Below are 265 nucleotides of genomic sequence, written 5' to 3' on the forward strand. Positions count from 1 at the left end.
GCAGCCAACGCGGATTTCTCCATTGCCGAAGCCGGCGTGCGGCTCGCGCGCGCCAATCGCGTGCCTGACCTGAACGTCGGGCCGTCGATCCGCCGCCTGGAAGCGACCAACGACATGGCGGCGGTGTTCAGCGTGTCGATCCCGATCCCGGTGTTCAACAATGGTCGCGCCGCGATTGCGCAGGCGACCGCGCAGCGGACCCAGGCGGATGCGCAGCGCCGCGTGACCGCGCTCGACATCGAACAGGCGATCACGGACGCGCAGG

General features: G+C 69.4%; 1 protein-coding gene. It reads left to right on the forward strand.

Annotated features, from left to right (window positions below):
- Positions 1-265, forward strand: a 265-nt coding sequence (locus Ga0451573_RS19295; RefSeq protein ID WP_231685814.1) for a TolC family protein, incomplete at both ends; no start/stop codon positions are given.

Origin of the sequence: Phosphitispora fastidiosa (genome assembly GCF_019008365.1) — a bacterium.
GTDB lineage: Bacteria > Bacillota > Thermincolia > Thermincolales > UBA2595 > Phosphitispora > Phosphitispora fastidiosa.